Origin of the sequence: Pantoea hericii (assembly GCF_014155795.1) — a bacterium.
Classification (GTDB): domain Bacteria; phylum Pseudomonadota; class Gammaproteobacteria; order Enterobacterales; family Enterobacteriaceae; genus Pantoea; species Pantoea eucalypti.
In genome coordinates, this window is the sequence record NZ_SCKV01000004.1 from 69,242 (window position 1) to 86,246 (window position 17,005).

11 protein-coding genes are annotated in these 17,005 nt (G+C 55.4%); 6 read left to right on the top strand and 5 right to left on the bottom strand.

Annotated elements, in window-relative coordinates; all coding sequences use genetic code 11:
• Nucleotides 1-190: 190 nt before the first annotated feature.
• Entirely contained in the window at nucleotides 191-1,588 is a 1,398-nt protein-coding gene (chiP, locus tag H7K52_RS09875) for a chitoporin ChiP (RefSeq protein ID WP_182629991.1), read from the top strand.
• A 48-nt stretch (nucleotides 1,589-1,636) separates the two neighbouring features.
• On the top strand, nucleotides 1,637-4,288 hold the full coding sequence (locus H7K52_RS09880; RefSeq protein WP_182629992.1) for a beta-N-acetylhexosaminidase: 2,652 nt from the start codon (nucleotides 1,637-1,639) through the stop codon (nucleotides 4,286-4,288).
• A 94-nt stretch (nucleotides 4,289-4,382) separates the two neighbouring features.
• Here H7K52_RS09880 and H7K52_RS09885 read toward each other — a convergent pair whose 3' ends face one another.
• The 3 genes from H7K52_RS09885 to H7K52_RS09895 all read right to left on the bottom strand — a co-directional run bounded on the left by H7K52_RS09885 (nucleotide 4,383) and on the right by H7K52_RS09895 (nucleotide 8,768).
• Nucleotides 4,383-6,827 carry a DUF3772 domain-containing protein gene (locus H7K52_RS09885; RefSeq protein WP_039659233.1) on the bottom strand — a complete coding sequence of 815 codons (2,445 nt, stop codon included), beginning with the start codon at nucleotides 6,825-6,827 and terminating at the stop codon, nucleotides 4,383-4,385.
• Between the two features lie 226 nt (nucleotides 6,828-7,053).
• The gene (gene pbpG, locus H7K52_RS09890; RefSeq protein ID WP_003851808.1) at nucleotides 7,054-8,001 is read right to left on the bottom strand and encodes a D-alanyl-D-alanine endopeptidase; all 948 of its coding nucleotides are present in this window, start codon (nucleotides 7,999-8,001) and stop codon (nucleotides 7,054-7,056) included.
• Nucleotides 8,002-8,180: 179 nt separating this feature from the next.
• Nucleotides 8,181-8,768: a Yip1 family protein gene (locus tag H7K52_RS09895; RefSeq protein ID WP_008925064.1), complete on the bottom strand. Its 588-nt coding sequence runs from the start codon at nucleotides 8,766-8,768 to the stop codon at nucleotides 8,181-8,183.
• Nucleotides 8,769-8,977: 209 nt separating this feature from the next.
• Between H7K52_RS09895 and H7K52_RS09900 the strand changes: the two genes are divergently transcribed.
• The 4 genes from H7K52_RS09900 (at nucleotide 8,978) to H7K52_RS09915 (ending at nucleotide 14,744) form a co-directional block, all read left to right on the top strand.
• Nucleotides 8,978-9,559, top strand: coding sequence for a DedA family protein (locus H7K52_RS09900; protein WP_003851812.1), 582 nt, complete (start codon nucleotides 8,978-8,980; stop codon nucleotides 9,557-9,559).
• A 236-nt stretch (nucleotides 9,560-9,795) separates the two neighbouring features.
• On the top strand, nucleotides 9,796-11,610 hold the full coding sequence (locus H7K52_RS09905; protein WP_039659229.1) for a glycoside hydrolase family 15 protein: 1,815 nt from the start codon (nucleotides 9,796-9,798) through the stop codon (nucleotides 11,608-11,610).
• A gap of 214 nt (nucleotides 11,611-11,824) precedes the next feature.
• The gene (locus H7K52_RS09910; protein WP_078804205.1) at nucleotides 11,825-12,955 is read left to right on the top strand and encodes a L,D-transpeptidase family protein; all 1,131 of its coding nucleotides are present in this window, start codon (nucleotides 11,825-11,827) and stop codon (nucleotides 12,953-12,955) included.
• A 187-nt stretch (nucleotides 12,956-13,142) separates the two neighbouring features.
• Nucleotides 13,143-14,744 carry an inorganic phosphate transporter gene (locus H7K52_RS09915; protein WP_003851818.1) on the top strand — a complete coding sequence of 534 codons (1,602 nt, stop codon included), beginning with the start codon at nucleotides 13,143-13,145 and terminating at the stop codon, nucleotides 14,742-14,744.
• 50 nt (nucleotides 14,745-14,794) lie between these two features.
• Here the strand turns inward: H7K52_RS09915 and H7K52_RS09920 are convergent, their stop codons facing one another.
• Entirely contained in the window at nucleotides 14,795-15,982 is a 1,188-nt protein-coding gene (locus H7K52_RS09920) for an MFS transporter (protein ID WP_008925062.1), read from the bottom strand.
• Nucleotides 15,983-16,052: 70 nt separating this feature from the next.
• Complete coding sequence (gene dusC / locus H7K52_RS09925; protein WP_182629993.1) at nucleotides 16,053-17,003, bottom strand: tRNA dihydrouridine(16) synthase DusC; 951 nt, start codon at nucleotides 17,001-17,003, stop codon at nucleotides 16,053-16,055.
• Nucleotides 17,004-17,005 lie beyond the last annotated feature (2 nt).

Genomic DNA, 17,005 nt, shown 5'->3' on the forward strand with positions numbered 1-17,005 from the left:
CTAATAATATTTTAATAAAAAATTAACCCATCCTCCCATATTGAACCCACATTATTTTATGTCTCTGGGTTATGCGCAACGCCTCACAAAAAATCACCCTGACAATTGATAATTCGCGTCGCGAAAAATATATTCACGACACAAAAATAAAAAACCACAAATATTAATTTACCTCAGGGCAGGATCTTCCATGTCTAAAAAAAACTACACATTAGCATTGATGGAAATAATAGCGCTGTCAGCAGGCGTAACGGCAATGTCATCAACGCCAGCCTATGCTGCCGGATTTGTTGACGACTCAACGCTGACAGGAAATGTTTTTTACTGGCAGCGACAGCGAGACCGAAAAGAGAGCGATCCCGCCAGTCAGCATCAGGGAGAGTACCAGGCTAATTTACACCATACTTCACTCAACAGTAACCTCGACTATCAGTCCGGCTATGCCGGGGACTGGATTGGCATGGACCTCGCCGTGTTTGGCGCCGTTGAACTTTCCAATAGCGGTCCCGCCGCACCCAATGAAATTGGCTTCAGTAAATCGCATTCCCGCTGGAATGAAAAATGGAATGGCGACAGCAGTGGCGCATCGGTTTATAAAGCCGCACTGAAATTAAAACATAACGACTACTGGTTACGCGCGGGTTATATCCAGCCAACCGGACAGACACTGATTGCGCCTCACTGGAGTTTCCTGCCCGGCACCTATCGCGGATTTGAAACGGGTGCACTTTATGATTTCCAGCAAGCAGGCGCATTATCACTCTCCTGGATGTGGACCGATAAATATAAAGCCCCCTGGTATCGTGATTTATATGATTTCCGGCAGGCTGATAATAAAACGCCTGTCAGCTACCTGCATTCGTTCGGCATGAAATATGACTTCAAAAATAATCTGGTGCTTGAAGGTGCATTTGGTCAGGCCGCACATTATATGGATCAATATTTTGCCAAAGCATCCTGGTCTGCCAGCCCAGGTGGTAACGAACTGCGCACCAGCTATCAGTTTTATGGCGCACGCGACAAAGTCTCGGGGGGCGCCGCAAACCCGCGTGATGTCTATGATGGCCTGGCCTGGTTACAGGCGATCACCGTCGGTTATACCGTCGGCCCGGTGGATCTCCGACTTGAAGGCAGCTGGGTTAAAGCTGAAGGGAATCAGGGCTTTTTCCTGCAGCGCATGACGCCGGGCTACGCCACCTCCAACGGACGAATGGATATCTGGTGGGATTCGCGTTCTGACTGGAACGCCAATGGTGAAAAAGCGATCTTTGCGGGCGCGATGCTCGATTTATCGCCGTGGCAGCTGACGGGCTGGAAAGCCGGCGCATCTTACGTCTGGGGCTGGGATGCAAAACCCGCCACGCTCCCCACCGTTAACCAGAGTCAGCGACTGAGAGAGTCGGCCTGGAACCTTGATCTGATCTATCAAATCCAGCAGGGCCGGGCCAAAGATACCCAGTTCCATCTTCACTATACCCGCTACAAAAATCACAGCGACCTGCCCAGCTTCAGCAACGGATACAACAACATTTTCCAGGACGAGAAGGACATCAAATTTATTGTTATTGCGCCGTTTACGCTGTTCTGACGCCCTGCGGACTTTCGGAACTATTTTCACCATTAAGGATGAATCAACATGTTCAAGTTAAGCCTTATCGCGCTCACTCTGCTGAGCGTTACCGCCACAGGCCACGCCAGCTCGTCAGAGCAGAAGGTGGTTGATCAAATCAGCCAGTTTGGCGTGACCTATCAGGTAACAGACAACCAGGCGGGACTGCACGGTACAGATTGCGCCGCGTTAGGCGCCGACTTTGCCTCCTGTAACCGCGCCATTATCACGCTGACCAATAACGGCCCTGCACTGACCGACAAAAACTGGGCCATCTACATGAGCAACATCCGCCAGACGCTGCGGGTCGATAACGATCAGTTTAGATTGACGCATCTGGTCGGAGACTTAACCCGACTGGAGCCAACAGAGAAATTCACGGGTATTGGCGCGGGCGAATCAGTGCAGATCCCCATCGTTAACGAATACTGGCAACTGTTCGTGACTGATGTGATGCCGCGCTGGTATGTCACCTCCGGTGAGGCGACGCCAAAAATTATTGCCAGCACAGACTACGAAGATCCCAGCCAGTTTGTATTGCCGCTGGATAACCACTGGCGACGCAGTGCCGATGACAATAACGTCCTGATGCAGCCTGTCAGCCGGTTTGAGAAAAACAGCGATGTCGCCACCCTGCCAGCCTCAGCATTGCGGGGGCAAATCACACCCACGCCGCTGGACGTTAAACTTCGTTCGCAGGATGCCGATCTCAGCCTTGGCGTCACCTTGTCACTGACTGGACTGAGCCGTGAAACCGCTGAGGCAGTGAGACAGCGTATGGCACTGCTTGGCCTCAAAGAATCGCCTGATGGATTCGCTATTAACACGCAGGTCAAACCGGGTCACTTTAGCGGCAAAAAAGCGATATCGGGCGCATACGACCTCGATATTACTTCCCGCCGTGCGAGCATAGTCGGCTACGACGCTGCCGGTGCGTTCTACGGTCTGATGTCGATTCTGTCACTGGTCCCCTCAGAGGGCGCGCCACGGATTGCCACGCTGGAAGCCCATGATGCGCCGCGCTTTGCTTATCGCGGTGCCTTCCTTGACGTTGCCCGTAACTTCCACAGTAAACAGGCGGTGATGCGACAGCTTGATCAGATGGCATCGTGGAAGATGAACCGTTTCCATTTCCACCTCAGTGATGATGAAGGCTGGCGGATTGAGATTCCCGGCTTACCGGAACTCACGGAAGTGGGTGCGAAACGCTGTCATGATCTTTCCGAACAAAAGTGTCTGCTGCCGCAACTGGGTTCCGGCCCCTTCAGTGATAACAATGGCAGCGGCTATTTCAGTCGCGCTGACTATATAGAGATTGTTAAATATGCGCAGGCGCGCCACATTCAGGTCATCCCGGAAATTGACATGCCCGCCCATGCCCGGGCGGCGGTCATCTCAATGGAAGCGCGCTATCAGCGGCTGATGAAGGAGGGGAAACCTGACGAGGCTAACGCCTGGCGCCTGATCGATCCGACCGATAACTCCAAAACCACCTCAGTGCAGTTTTACGACCGTACCAGCTATCTCAACCCCTGCATTGAAAGTTCACAACGCTTCGTGGACAAAGTGATTGGTGAAATCAAGGCGATGCACCAGGAGGCAGGCCAGCCACTCAGCGTCTGGCATTTTGGCGGTGATGAAGCGAAGAATATCCGGCTGGGCGCAGGCTACTCTGACAAAAACAGTCCAAAACCGGGTACCGGTCTGCAAGACCTGAGCCGCGAAGATTTGCCATGGGCAAAATCACAGGCCTGTCAGGCACTGGTGAAAAGCGGCAAAGTGGAAGATCTGGCCCATCTGCCGAGCTATTTTGCCCTGACCGTGAACGAAATCGTGAACCGGCACGGTATTGGCAAAATGCAGGCCTGGCAGGATGGCCTGAAAGATGTCAAACATGCCGGAGAGTTCGCGACGCCGCGTGTCGCAGTCAACTTCTGGGATACCCTCTACTGGGGCGGTTTTGACAGCGCCGGTGACTGGTCACAGAAAGGGTACGACGTAGTCATCTCCAGCCCTGACTACCTCTATCTGGACTTCCCGTATGAAGTTAACCCACTGGAGCGCGGCTATTACTGGGGCACTCGCTTCAACGATGAGCGAAAAATTTTTGGCTTCGCACCGGACAACCTGCCGCAGAATGCTGAAACTTCGGTAGATCGCGACGGTAACGTTTTCAGCGCCAAATCCGCGAAACCCTGGAAAGGGGCTTATGGTATTTCGGCCCAGCTGTGGAGCGAGACCGTGCGCACTGACGATCAAATGGAGTACATGAACTATCCTCGCCTCCTTTCAGTCGCAGAACGCAGCTGGCACCGCGCCAGCTGGGAGCGGGACTATCAGCCGGGTGAGGAGTATACCGGTGGCAAAACACAACTTGTTGATCAGAAGGCGCTTCTGAACGACTGGCAGCGATTTGCCAACCTGCTGGGACAACGGGAACTGGCAAAACTGGATAAAGCGGGTATTGATTATCGCCTGCCCGTACCGGGAGCAAAAATTGCTGATGGTATTCTGTTGATGAACGTGGCATTGCCTGGCATTACGCTGGAATACAGCCTGGACAAGGGTGAGAACTGGCAGCGCTACGACGCCAACAGACCGCCGCAGGTCAACGGTACTGTCGCCATTCGGTCGGTGAGCAGCGATGGCCAGCGCACCAGCCGTGAGGAAACGTTGTAGTCAGCGGGAGTGAGAAAACAGGCTTAAAAGCCCGTGTTTTGGACATAAAAAAGGCCGACAGACGTCGGCCCTTTCACCTCTGAAACGGGTTCTTTTAAACCAGCTTCTCTTCGGGTACCGGCTCCACATCTGCTATCTGCTGACGGCGCTCAATAATCATGGTCTGCGGAGTGGAGAGCAGAATGCCCTCTTTACGCAGACGCGTCAGAATATCGAACAGCAGATCGCTCTTCGCTCCTGCTATCTGCCGCTGACCGGCAACATTACCGGTGACGCTCAGGACAATCCCTTGCTGGGTCAGATCTTTAAACGAAACCGATGGCTCAGGTGTTTCCAGAATACGTTCGTTTTCGTTATAAACTTCCAGCAGAATATCGCGCACCTTTACCGGATCGATATTTAGCGGGAAGGTCAGCGTAATGGTGACCACACCCTGCGCATTACCCATTGTCGCGTTGCGCACATTCTGCGAGATAAACTGCGAGTTCGGCACAATCACGGTGGATTTGTCGCCCAGCTGAATCTCCGTGGCACGCACATTAATCCGGCGAATATCCCCTTCAATGCCGCTGATGCTCACCAGATCGCCGACTTTCACTGGCCGCTCGGTCAACAGAATCAGACCGGAGATAAAGTTCTTCACGATCTCCTGTAAGCCAAAACCGATACCAACCGACAACGCACTGACGATCCAGGCCAGCTTGTTCCACTGCAGCCCCATAATCGACAGGGTCAGCAGAATAATCAGCACATAACCGATGTTGCTGAACAGCGTCACCAGCGACACCCGCATCCCCACATCCATGGTGGTTTTTGGCAGGAAATCGGTATCAAGCCAGCGACGCACCGAACGCAGCACATAGATGCCGACAATCAGGCAAATTATCGCATTCACCATATGCGCTGGCACAATGTTCAGGGATTCGAGGCCTTTACCGCCCCAGAACTCAATGACTTTTTGCAGCAGCTCAATCGGCGTTGAAGAGGCAAAGGTGCCGTTGACCAGCGCCAGCGCCACCACCAGCACCAGGAAGGTTTTACCGATGGCCGTCAGCAGCGTAGCCGTTTGCTGCAAATGACGCTCATTGATGTTAAGTGAACTCTGAATGCGTCGACCGGTGGCATTACTGGTCGAAAAGAGACTCTCACAACCATCCTTGAGCAGGTGACTCAGGAAGTAGAACGAACCAAACAGCAGACCGCACCAGATCACTTCATAACTCAGGAAGCGCGCCAGCGTAACGTAACCGATCAGCAGCGACACGAGGATGGCAACCGCGGTCAGCGTCAGGCCCATCTGAATCAGCCCGACCAGCGTTGAGCGTGCTTCCGGCGGTGTGCCCGCCTGGGTCAGGCGACGGCGTACGCGGTTGGTGCGCATGCTGATCGCCAGTGCAGTACTGCCAATCAACAGTGCCGTCAGGCCATTGGCAAAAATGGTGGTATTCAGACTGGTGCCGACGCTGTAGTTAAACGCCTCGACCGTCTGGAAGATAAACACCAGCACAGCGGTGATGGGTGGAAACGGCTTTAATGCCATCGCCACTTCATTGGAGATAGCCGGTAAGCGCCAGCTGGGCCTGCGGGTAGAGAGGAATGCGCGCCCCAGTCCGGCAATCAGGCCACAAAAGACGCTTAGCTGCACCAGACGATCAACAAAGTCCTGAACGTTTTCAGAGACCTCATCCCGGCGGGTAAAGGCCAGAGAGAGAAAGTTAAAGGTGAGGACAACAGCCGCCAGCGTAGTCAGCGCTACCGCTGCCGCCAGGAAACTGCGGCGCAGTTTTCCTTCCGGCAGTTTATTAATGCTGACCCAGGCCAGAAACTCTTCACTGTAGCGACGACCGACCGTCATCACCAGCAATGCCGCCAGCAGCCAGAAGACACTGCCCACGCGCCAGCCCGGCTCCCATGAGAGTGCCGCGGTATCCTGCAACTCCTGCAGGAACTCACCAATCTTCTCACCATCCAGATCCTGGCTATTGAGCAACGGTGACCAGAAGCGTGCACCAAGGATGCTGCCGGAGTTCAACGCCAGCTGGCTTTTCAGCTGATCACGACGCAGGTTAACAATCTGCGAGGAGAGCATCAGCGCGCCATTTTTAATCCCTTCTGCCTGTTTGATTTGGTCGTCGAGTTTGCCTTTCTGGCTCTCAAGCGCGTTACGCTTGCGTGTCACTTCCGGGGTTTCTTTCACCCCACTGTCGGCTTTCGGGGCCGGGCCAAGTACACCCAGCTGTGCATCGACCTGCTGGCGATCGGGTACCAGCGCCTGCCCGAGCGTATCGGCACTGCCAGAGAGTTCCAGCGCCATTTCATTCAGCTGTGTCAGCTTGTTTTCGCCGGCATCGACGGAGACCTGACTTTTAATTTTATCGAGGATCTTCTGCATTTTCGGCAGTTCCACCGCAGCATTCAGCTTCGGTGGCGCATCCTGTTCCTGAGCAGGCGTGGCCGTATTATCCGCGGCCAGCGCCAGCGCCGGGGCAAACCCCACCAGCGCCAGCATTAACAATGCAAAAAAGGATCGTATAAACATATGAGTAAGATTCCGGCAGCTTAAATCAGGCGATCTTCCCTCGCCAGTCGCGCGTAGTGTAGGGCTTTGCAAGGGAGGGCAATATAGGAATAACGGGCATTTTTTGGGGCTGATTCCGGGCGGTCAGAGGCAAAAAAGGGCCTGAAGCCTCTGACCACATTCTATTCTGGCATCCTGCTCAGCCTGCAGGCAATGCCTGTCGCGCAATACAACATGTCGGCTATTTTTACTCGACGCCGGCACTGCTGGCACCATTGCTGGCGACCTGGCCCGACTTCTGTTTTTTATAAGCCAGTGCGGCCGCAGGGACCGGTGCCGCTTTACCGGTCTCGATCCAGCTACGCAGACGGTTAGCGTCGGCGAAGTGGGTATATTTGCCAAAGGCATCCAGTACCACCAGCGCCACCGGACGATTATTAATCATGGTACGCATCACCAGGCAGTGGCCTGCCTCATCCGTGTAACCGGTTTTGGTCAGCTGAATATGCCAGTCATTTTTATAGACCAGATGGTTGGTGTTGCGGAACGGCAGCGCATAGCTCGGATGAGCAAAAACCGCCGTCTCTTCTTTCGTGGTGCTAAGCGCGCCCAGCTCCGGATATTCCCGTGTGGCTTTGAGCAACTTAACCAGGTCCTGTGCACTTGAGACGTTTTGCGTCGACAAACCGGTCGGCTCGACATAGCGGGTCTGTTTCATGCCCAGCGATCGCGCTTTCGCGTTCATTGCCCGGATAAAGGCGTTATAACCGCCCGGATAGGCGTGCGCGAGACTGGCAGCAGCACGGTTTTCCGAGGACATCAGTGCCAGCAGCATCATATTACGGCGGCTGATCTGACTGTTGAGCTTCACGCGTGAGAAGACACCACGCATTTCCGGCGTCTGGCTGATATCGACAGGTATCATCTCGTTCATCGGCTGATGCGCATCCAGCACGACCATCGCCGTCATCAGCTTGGTGATCGACGCGATAGGCCTGACCCGATCGGGATGGCTGGAAAAGAGCACTTTATTGGTGGTGAGGTCGACAATCATCGCACTGCCAGAGGCGATCTGCGGCTGAGCGATAGGCGCAAGTTGCGACAGTGTGGTAGTCGCCTGCGCCGGAAGTGAAACAATCTGCCCTGAAACGAGCAGCGCCAGCGAAAGCAGAGTAAAACGAATTTTTGCAGGCATCGTAGAAAAAAACCCGGTTATGAAGATGTACTGTGTCAGACCGACACAGGCCGCCCGCCTCAGTAAACTCGCAGCGCGGGCTGGCAGCGGTATCATACCCGTAAGGTTAAGAAATTTCCTGGTGAGATTGTTTCCGGGCGTAAAAAGAGAACTGCCGCCAGAGCGGCGGCAGAGGTCTATCAGAAAAGATGCGGTCCATATCCCCACAGCACGACAGTTAATGCCAGTAACACTTCAAATACCAGCACGCCGATGGCCAGCGTTGAGCCGGAAAAGCGCAGACTCTCTTCGCGGTCGATATTCAGAAACAGGGGGATGCCGATATAGAGCAGATAGCCGGTGTAAAGCAGCGCCAGCGCACCTGCCAGCACACAGAGCCAGACCAGCGGATAGAGTGCGACAAGTCCGCTCAGGAACAGCGGCGTAGCGACGTAACCGGCAAAGACCGTACAGCGCTGAACGCCGGGACGCTGAGGGTAATCCCGCGCCATCCAGTGAATCACGCGTCCCATTACCGCCACGCCACCCAGAATAATCAGATAGAACAGAATGCCCAACCCGATCCCTGTCGCCAGATTAAGTTGCACATATTGCCCGTCGCCCAGATTCCAGCCCAGCTGAGTTGTTCCGATAAAGGCGCAGATCACCGGGATCGCCGCCATCAGCAGAACATGATGGGTGTAATGGTGCGATACGCTTTCATTCTCTTGCTTGATATGACGCATTTCCTGGTTCGGATGCGCCAGAAGTCCCCAGACATGGTTCATACAGTCACTCCTCTGATGCGATGGGCCGCCCGGTGATGCATGCGTCTTTGGGGGCAGCGTCTTCTCAAGTATAAACGGCAGTAAAACTTTCGTGGTGACCGGACAAAAAAACAGCGTAAATAACCCCCTCCATCGTGCACGGGCGGAAGGGAGGCCAAATCGCGTATAGACTGAAAGAAACCATCACCCAATGCACAGGGAGAGTCATTTTGCATCTGGATATCAACGCATTAATTACACAGTACGGCTATCTGGCACTTTTTATTGGCTGTATTGCCGAAGGGGAAACATTTACATTGCTGGGCGGCGTTGCCGCGCATGAGGGGCTGCTGCATTACGTCGGAGTGGTGCTGGCCGCGATGGGTGGCGGCATTGTCGGCGATCAGTTGCTCTACTGGGTAGGCCGCCGCTGGGGCACGCGAATCCTGCGCCGCTTTAAAAAGCATCAGGATAAAGTAGTCAAGGCGAACCGACTGATTAAACGCCGTCCCAGCCTGTTTGTGATTGGCGTGCGTTTTATGTATGGCTTCCGGCTGATTGGCCCGATTATTATCGGTGCCAGCCGCCTTAATCCAATGAAATTTTTCATTCTTAACGTTATCGGAGCGGCCATCTGGGCCGTGATTTTCGTGACCCTCGGCTATTTCGCGGGTGGCATCATCGCGCCGTGGCTGCACAAACTCGATCAGCATCTGAAACATCTGCTGTGGCTGGTGGGCGCGGTCATCTTTGCCTTTGTGCTGCGCTGGTTCATCCGCCGCTGGCATAACCGTCGGGCCGATCAGGAATAAATGAAATAAACAACGCCGTTGCCAGCAGGCGTCACTGGCAGTGAACGTCAGCAGGGTCGCCAGACACGCATCAGCGCCCGGGCACCCTGCTGACCACGTCGTCAGTTTCACCTTCCCTGTTCTACGCGCTTTCCCTTCCCTGCCTTATTCAACCTTACGTTAACCATCTGTGCCCAACCGAAGCCGCATCGAATAGCTCAGCTATAGTTAGCAGGGACACTGACAGGGAGATGAGAATGAGTAAGGTAAAACGTAAGATTGAAGACCACGGTGTCATTGGCGATTTGCGCACCTGTGCGCTGATCGCCAATGACGGCACCATTGATTATCTTTGCTGGCCTGAACTTGACAGCCCGTCGGTCTTTGCCGCCCTGCTCGATAGCGATGACGCCGGACTTTTCTCTCTGGCTCCTGACTGGCCCAATGCACGACGTCAGCAACTCTACCTGCCCGACACCAACATCCTGCAGACCCGCTGGCTGGATGATGAAGGCGTGGCAGAAATCACCGACTACATGCCGATTTGTGATGACAGGGATAAGATGCCGCGCCTGATCCGTCGGCTCAAAATGGTCCGCGGCAGTGCCACCTTTCAGATGCGCTGTTCGCCCCGCCACGACTATGCCCGGGCGCAGACCCGTGCAGAAGCGCATAATGGCTGTATCGACTTTCATGCTGAGGGCCAGCCGTCGCTGCGCCTTGCAGCCTCGGTGGTGATGACGCTGGAGGATGAGAGTGCGACAGCCCACTTCACGTTACAGCCCGGCGAATATGCGCAGTTCGAATTTGGCAGCGTGGATGATGCGCATATCGAAGCGCTGGCCACTGAACACTGCTTTGAAGAGACACTGAATTACTGGCGACACTGGAGCAGCCACAGCACCTATCAGGGACGCTGGCGTGAAATGGTGCAGCGTTCGGCGCTGGTCCTGAAGCTCCTGACTTCGTATCAGCACGGCTCCATTGCGGCGGCGGCAACGTTTGGTCTGCCTGAAGAACTGGGTGGCGAACGCAACTGGGACTATCGCGCCTCCTGGATCCGCGACGCGTCCTTCAGCATGTATGCGCTGATGCGGCTGGGTTATATCGATGAAGCTAAACACTTTACTCACTGGGTGGGTCGCTGCGTTGAAAACAGCCATCATGATGAGATGCGCCTGCAGGTGATGTACCGTCTCGACAGCGGCACTGAGTTGCATGAGATGGAATTACTGAATCTCTCCGGCTATGCCGACTCCCGACCGGTGCGCATCGGCAATGATGCCTGGCAGCAGACGCAACTCGATATCTATGGCGAACTGATGGATGCGGTCTATCTGGCCAACAAATATGGCGAGGCGATCTCTCAGCGCGGCTGGCAACATGTGGTCAAAATGATCGACTGGCTAAGCGATAACTGGGATCAGCCCGATGCCGGTATCTGGGAGATGCGCGGCGAACCGGAGCATTTCCTGCATTCACGTCTGATGTGCTGGGTAGCGATGGATCGTGCGCTGCGTCTCGGCATGAAGCGATCCCTGCCGATGCCTTACGAGCGCTGGGATCGGGCACGCCGTGAGATCCGCGAAGATATCTGGGCGAACTTCTGGAACAGCGAACGCGGTCACTTCTCTTCGACCCGGCATGGCGAATACCTTGACGCCTCCATGCTGCTGATGCCGCTGGTACGCTTTGTTGGTGCCACCGATCCGGACTGGATTGCCACACTGGATGCGATCAAAGCCAACCTGGTCAGTGATGGTATGGTGAGGCGTTACAATACGCATGAGACGCCCGCCGACGGTCTTAAAGGATCGGAAGGCTCGTTTGGCGCCTGCTCTTTCTGGTATGTCGAATGTCTGGCACGCGCAGGGCGGATTCAGGAGGCGCATTTTGAATTCGAGAAGTTGCTGAGCTACGCCAATCCGCTGGGCCTTTATGCCGAGGAGTTTGACAGTCACGGCCATGCGCTGGGGAATACACCGCAGGCGCTGACACATCTGGCGTTGATCAGTGCCGCCTTTTTCCTGAACCGCAAACTCAGTGGCGAACAGACGCAGTGGCAACCTTAATCGGTGGTAACCCCGGAAAGCCCCATTTTTACCCTCCTGATTCACGGAAATGCGCTAACATCCGCGCTGAAATTACGTAAAGTATTGCAGGGAGGTTAAAATCCCGATTCACAACGTCAGTTTAATGAACATATAATGCGCAGCAGGTCACATTGGCCAGCATGAATTCGACACACTGAACAGCCTGAAATATGGCGATAAAGAATTGTAAAATATGAAAATCATTCGCGCTTTCGCTTCAATCGCACTGGCTCTGGCGGCGTTCAGCCAGTCAGCCTTTGCTGTGGTTTACCCGTTGCCGCCGGCCAACAGCCGTCTGATCGGGGAAAATATCGAAATTACTGTTCCTGAAGACAGCAAACTGCCGCTGGAAGCTTTTGCGGCACAGTACCAGATGGGCCTCAGCAATATGCTGGAAGCCAATCCGGGCGTTGACGTTTATCTGCCAAAGGCTGGCAGCAAAATGATCATCCCACAGCAGCTGATCCTGCCTGACGCACCGCGTGAAGGCATTGTGATTAACAGCGCGGAGATGCGTCTTTACTACTACCCGAAGGGCAGCAAAACCGTCGTGGTTCTGCCAATTGGTATCGGTGAACTGGGTAAAGATACGCCGATCAGCTGGACTACCGCGGTAGAACGTAAGAAAGATGGCCCGACCTGGACGCCAACCAAAGGTATGCATGCGGACTACGCGGCTCGCGGCGAAACGCTGCCAGCGGTGTTCCCGGCAGGCCCGGATAACCCAATGGGCCTTTACGCGCTTTACATTGGTCGTCTCTATGCGATTCACGGCACCAACGCCAACTTCGGCATCGGCCTGCGCGTGAGCCATGGCTGTGTGCGTCTGCGTGCTGACGATATCAAATGGCTGTATCAGAATGTGCCGGTTGGCACACGCGTACAGTTCGTTGATCAGCCCGTGAAAGCGACTGTAGAGCCGGACGGTTCACGTTATGTGGAAGTGCATAACCCACTGTCGACCACTGAAGAGCAGTTCAACTCACGTGAGCTGGTGCCGATTACCCTGACTCAGGCCGTGAGCAAAATTGTGGTTGATGCCAGCGTGAATCAGGATCAGGTTAATGCCGCGATTCAGAGCCGTACCGGTATGCCAGTAAAAGTGAATGGTGTGGAAAACAATGTCCAGACTGCGCCTGTTCCGGTACCCGAAAATTCACAGGCTGCTCCTCAGGAAGAGCCAATGACGCCGGTAACGCCACAGGGTGCAAGCAGCGATGCTACTCAGCCGCAGCAGCCGCAGCAGCCAGCCACTGAGCCAGCTGCACCTGCCGCGCCGGTAACACCTGCAGCGCCAGCAGCAGCGGCAAATACCAGCTCGTAATTGTCACTCTGCCTTCTGAAGCCAGCGCCTGTCGCTGGCTTTTTTATTGCCTGCATAAAGGCAAATTGACGAATATTTCTCCTCTCCTTCCCCACGTGACCATCATTAATCTGTCATATAAAGCGCGTATCACACTCCGTTAACCCGATGCATATCAGCATCCGGCATCAGCCATATGAGGTACACCATGAGCGAAAACAGTCTCTCCTCCTCATCAGCCCAGGGACGGCCCGATTTCAACGGCAAGGGCAGTCGCTTCAGCAAGCCGCTATTTTTTATTCTGCTGGTCGCCGGACTGGCCTTCGCCGGACTCAACCTGGTCAATGACGTCGAACAGACCAATATGCCGGTCACCAGCTATCTGCCGTTCTTTCTGCTGGGACTGGCGTTGCTGATTGCGCTCGGCTTTGAGTTCGTCAACGGTTTCCACGATACCGCCAATGCAGTTGCTACAGTGATTTACACTCACTCGCTCACGCCCGGCGTCGCGGTGGTCTGGTCCGGTTTCTGTAACTTTATGGGCGTGCTGCTCTCCAGCGGCGTGGTTGCATTTGGCATTATCTCGCTGCTGCCGGTCGAGCTGATCCTGCAGGCCAGCAGCGGCAACGGCTTCGCCATGGTCTATGCGTTGCTTTTCTCCGCCATTATCTGGAATCTCGGCACCTGGTATTTCGGCCTGCCGTCGTCGTCGTCGCATACCCTGATTGGCTCGATTATTGGCGTCGGGGTTGCCAACGCCATGCTGCACGGGCGCAGCGGTGTGAGCGGCGTAGACTGGGATCAGGCGCTGAAGGTGGGCTACGCTCTGCTACTGTCACCGGTGGTCGGCTTTGTCTGCGCCGGGCTGTTGCTCTGGGTAATGAAGATCTTTATCCGCAATCGGCAGCTTTATCAGGCGCCAAAAAGCGATCAACCACCACCGGTCTGGATTCGTGGCCTGCTAATCCTGACCTGTACCGGCGTCTCATTTGCGCACGGCTCCAACGATGGGCAGAAAGGGATGGGGCTGATTATGCTGATCCTGGTCGGTACCATGCCGATCGCCTACGCCCTCAACCGATCGCTGCCTGCCGATCAGATCCCACGCGTAGCCGCGCTGACTGAAGTGACCGCGCATCAGCTGTTGCAGCTGCAACCGGCGACGGCGAACCCGCCGGCGGCCCGCGACGTGCTGACCGGCTTTGTCGGCAGTAACCAGATGAATGCCGATGTGTTGCCGGCGCTGGCGAGGACGCTGAACGAGGTAGGCGATCAGATTCGCCGTTACGGCTCCATGGACAATATTCCTGCTCAGGCGGTGACCAACACCCGCAACCAGATGTATCTGGCCTCAGAGTCGATTAAGCATCTGCAAAACACGAAAGTTGCAATGCCACAGGAGACGGAACGCAACCTTAAGGCGGTGAAAGCGGAACTCGACAGCGCCACCCGCTTTATCCCGATGTGGGTGAAAGTGGTGGTGGCGATTGCGCTGGGTCTTGGCACCATGGTGGGCTGGCGCAGAATTGTGGTGACAGTGGGAGAACGAATTGGGAAAACGCACCTGAGCTATGCGCAGGGTGCCAGCGCCGAACTGGTGGCGATGATGACGATAGGCGCAGCGGATGGCTTTGGCCTGCCGGTGTCGACTACACATGTGCTGTCGTCTGGCGTGGCAGGCACCATGGCGGCCAACCGCTCAGGTCTGCAGTTTTCAACCTTGCGTAATCTGGCTGTCGCCTGGATATTAACACTGCCGGTTTCTATTCTGCTTTCCGCCCTGCTCTACTGGCTGTTTACCCATTTCTGATGCATCTCTGGCTCACCACCAGTCAGGGGGTGAGCCAATGCTGACCATAATCAGGCGCTGAGCCGTTGTTGCCCATAGAGCCGCAGCGTAATCAGTAATGCGCCCAGCACCATCATCGCAGCAGCCAGATAAACCGACTGCATTCCCCAGTGTCCGATAAACAGTCCCGCCACCGGGCCGGTTAAACCCAGCCCAAGATCGAGGAAAGCGGAATAGGTTCCCAGCGCCGAGCCCTGATCCTGACGCTCAACCCTTTTTACCGCCTCAACACCCAGCGCCGGAAAGACCAGCGAAAAACCGCTGCCGGTCAGGAATGCGCCCACGCCCACCAGCCAGGCGCTATCCGCCTGCCAGATAATCAGCAGTCCCAGACACTCCAGCAGAAAAGAGAATAGCGACACACGCAATCCACCAAAGCGGGTAATAAAGCGACCAAACCCCAGCCGCACCAGCACAAAACCCAGGCTGAACAGCGTTAGCGCATAGGCTGCGCCCTGCCAGTCACGACTGGCAAAATAGAGGGTAATAAAGGTCGCGATGACGCCAAAACCGATCGTGCCGAAGCCCAGCGCCAGACCATAAAGCCAGACGCGGGAGAAGACGCGGTGAAACGGAATGCGCTCGCCGACGCTGACGGTGACCGACGGTTTGCGGCTGGCCATCAGATAACCGGCGACGCCCATCAGCGCAATCAGTCCGGCAAATCCACTCATGCCAAATTGATTGTTGAGCAGCACACCCAGCGGTGCACCCACAGCCATCGCCAGATACGTGGCGACACCGTTCCAGGAGATGACGCGCGCGGTCTGCAACGGCCCGACGATATTCATGCCCCACAGCGTAGAGCCCGTGCTGCTGAAGCTTTCGCCTACCCCGAGAAACAGTCGCCCGATAGCCAGCAGCGCCAGACTCAGCCACGGCCAGCTGCTCAGCATTGCGGCCACGATAGTCAGCACCCCGCTCATGCCGCAGCAGAGCAGTCCCAGCATCACCACCCGTTTTGGCCCCAGCCGATCGGCCAGACGGCCCGACTGCGGACGACTGAGCAGCGTCGCAAAATATTGAATGCTGATAATCAGTCCGGCAATAAAGGAGCTGAAGCCAAGATGATTTTTGACAAAGCCCGGCAGTACGGCCAGCGGCAGTCCGACGGAGAGATAACAGAAGAAAGTGAAGATAATAACGGAGAGGATTCGTTTGTTGAGCTGGCTGTTGCTCAGTACAGCGGTGTCAGACATAGCAGGCTAGTGGTATAGGAAATTTTGCCCACTATACCGTCAGGTCGCGAAGGGGTCGCCTGATTTTTTATCACAAACCGTGAACAATCGCGTGACGATCGATTGCCTGCGCAATATCGCCGGAGTTTTTTAACGCGCGGATTTCACTGAATAAGCCATCGGCTTCGCCATAGGCTTTGCGCAGATAACCCAGCCACTGTTTGATACGCGCCACGTGATAGAGGCCGGTATCGCCCTGCTTCTCCAGCCGGCTGTACTTCTGCAGTAACCGCACCACATCCGTCCAGGACATCGGTGGTTCGTTGTATTTCACCACCCGGCTCAGGTTGGGGATGTTCAGTGCACCACGGCCAATCATTACCGCACTGCAGCCCGTCACTGCCATACAATTTTGCGCGCTTTGCCAGTCCCAGATCTCGCCGTTGGCAATCACCGGAATGCGCAGCCGCAGACGAATCTCGCCAATTGCCTGCCAGTTGATCGCCTCTGCGCGATAGCCTTCTTCTTTGGTCCGCCCATGCACCGTCAGCTCGCTGGCTCCCGCCTGCTGAACCGCATCGGCAATCTCCAGACTGCGGGCACTGGAATCCCAGCCGAGCCGCACTTTTACCGTTACCGGTAAATCCGCAGGGACGGCTTCACGCATCGCTTTCGCGCCGCGATAAATCAGATCGGGATCTTTAAGAAGGGTCGCGCCGCCTCCGCTGCCGTTGACCAGTTTAGAGGGACACCCACAGTTGAGATCAACACCCCAGGAACCCAGCTCCACCGCGCGTGCGGCGTTCTCGGCTAACCATTCGGGATGCTGCCCCAGCAGCTGCATACGCACCCGCGTGCCTGAAGGCGTGCGGCTGGCGTTATGCAGTTCGGGGCAGAGACGGTAGAAAGATTTTACCGGCAGCAGTTGATCGACCACGCGCAAAAACTCAGTGATGCAGAGATCGTAGTCGTTCACTTCCGATAACAGCTGGCGCACCAGTGAATCCAGCACGCCCTCCATCGGCGCCAGTAAAACCCTCATAC

Bases quoted from the DNA above. Each gene is read 5' to 3' on its own strand.
- chiP (WP_182629991.1), top strand. From the start codon at position 191: ATGTCTAAAAAAAACTACACATTAGCATTGATGGAAATAATAGCGCTG.
- H7K52_RS09880 (WP_182629992.1), top strand. From the start codon at position 1,637: ATGTTCAAGTTAAGCCTTATCGCGCTCACTCTGCTGAGCGTTACCGCC.
- H7K52_RS09885 (WP_039659233.1), bottom strand. From the start codon at position 6,827: ATGTTTATACGATCCTTTTTTGCATTGTTAATGCTGGCGCTGGTGGGG.
- pbpG (WP_003851808.1), bottom strand. From the start codon at position 8,001: ATGCCTGCAAAAATTCGTTTTACTCTGCTTTCGCTGGCGCTGCTCGTT.
- H7K52_RS09895 (WP_008925064.1), bottom strand. From the start codon at position 8,768: ATGAACCATGTCTGGGGACTTCTGGCGCATCCGAACCAGGAAATGCGT.
- H7K52_RS09905 (WP_039659229.1), top strand. From the start codon at position 9,796: ATGAGTAAGGTAAAACGTAAGATTGAAGACCACGGTGTCATTGGCGAT.
- H7K52_RS09910 (WP_078804205.1), top strand. From the start codon at position 11,825: ATGAAAATCATTCGCGCTTTCGCTTCAATCGCACTGGCTCTGGCGGCG.
- H7K52_RS09915 (WP_003851818.1), top strand. From the start codon at position 13,143: ATGAGCGAAAACAGTCTCTCCTCCTCATCAGCCCAGGGACGGCCCGAT.
- H7K52_RS09920 (WP_008925062.1), bottom strand. From the start codon at position 15,982: ATGTCTGACACCGCTGTACTGAGCAACAGCCAGCTCAACAAACGAATC.
- dusC (WP_182629993.1), bottom strand. From the start codon at position 17,003: ATGAGGGTTTTACTGGCGCCGATGGAGGGCGTGCTGGATTCACTGGTG.